The following is a 605-nucleotide window of genomic DNA, read 5'->3' on the forward strand; positions in this document are numbered from 1 at the left end:
AGAAGGAGCAGAGAATTAAGTCAGCAAGGAATAGAAGTTATTAATTTAAGTTTGGGAGAACCTGATTTTAATACACCTGAGCCTATTAAGGAAGCCGCTATAAAAGCCATTCAGGAAAATTTTTCGCATTATACAGCGGTATCAGGATATTTAGAACTGCGTCAGGCCATCTGCGAAAAATTCAAAAGAGATAATAATTTATTTTTTACCCCAGACCAAATTGTAGTATCTACAGGTGCTAAACAAAGTATTGCCAATGTTTACATTGCTCTTTTAAATCCTGGTGATGAGGTGATTGTGCCATCGCCTTATTGGGTTACTTATGTAGAGTTTTTGAAACTCATAGATGCGCGTCCTGTTATTATTCCTACTACCATTGATACCAACTTTAAACTCTCAGCCCAAGAATTGGAAAAGCATATTTCTAACAAAACCAAAGCTATTATTTTTAGTTCACCATCCAATCCTACCGGAAGCATTTATAGTTATGATGAATTAGCCGCATGGGCAAAGGTATTAGAGAAACATCCCCACATTTTTGTGATTAGTGATGAGATATATGAGCATATCAACTATGTAGGAGAGCATTATAGTTTGGCACAATT

General features: G+C 35.9%; 1 protein-coding gene. It reads left to right on the plus strand.

Annotation, left to right across the window (positions count from 1 at the left end; translation table 11 throughout):
• The coding region (locus N3F66_15185) for an aminotransferase class I/II-fold pyridoxal phosphate-dependent enzyme (GenBank protein MCX8125489.1) at positions 1 to 605 on the plus strand (605 nt) is incomplete at both ends.

The sequence above is a fragment of the Spirochaetota bacterium genome (assembly GCA_026414805.1).
In the GTDB taxonomy this organism is placed as follows: Bacteria; Spirochaetota; UBA4802; order UBA4802; family UB4802; genus UBA4802.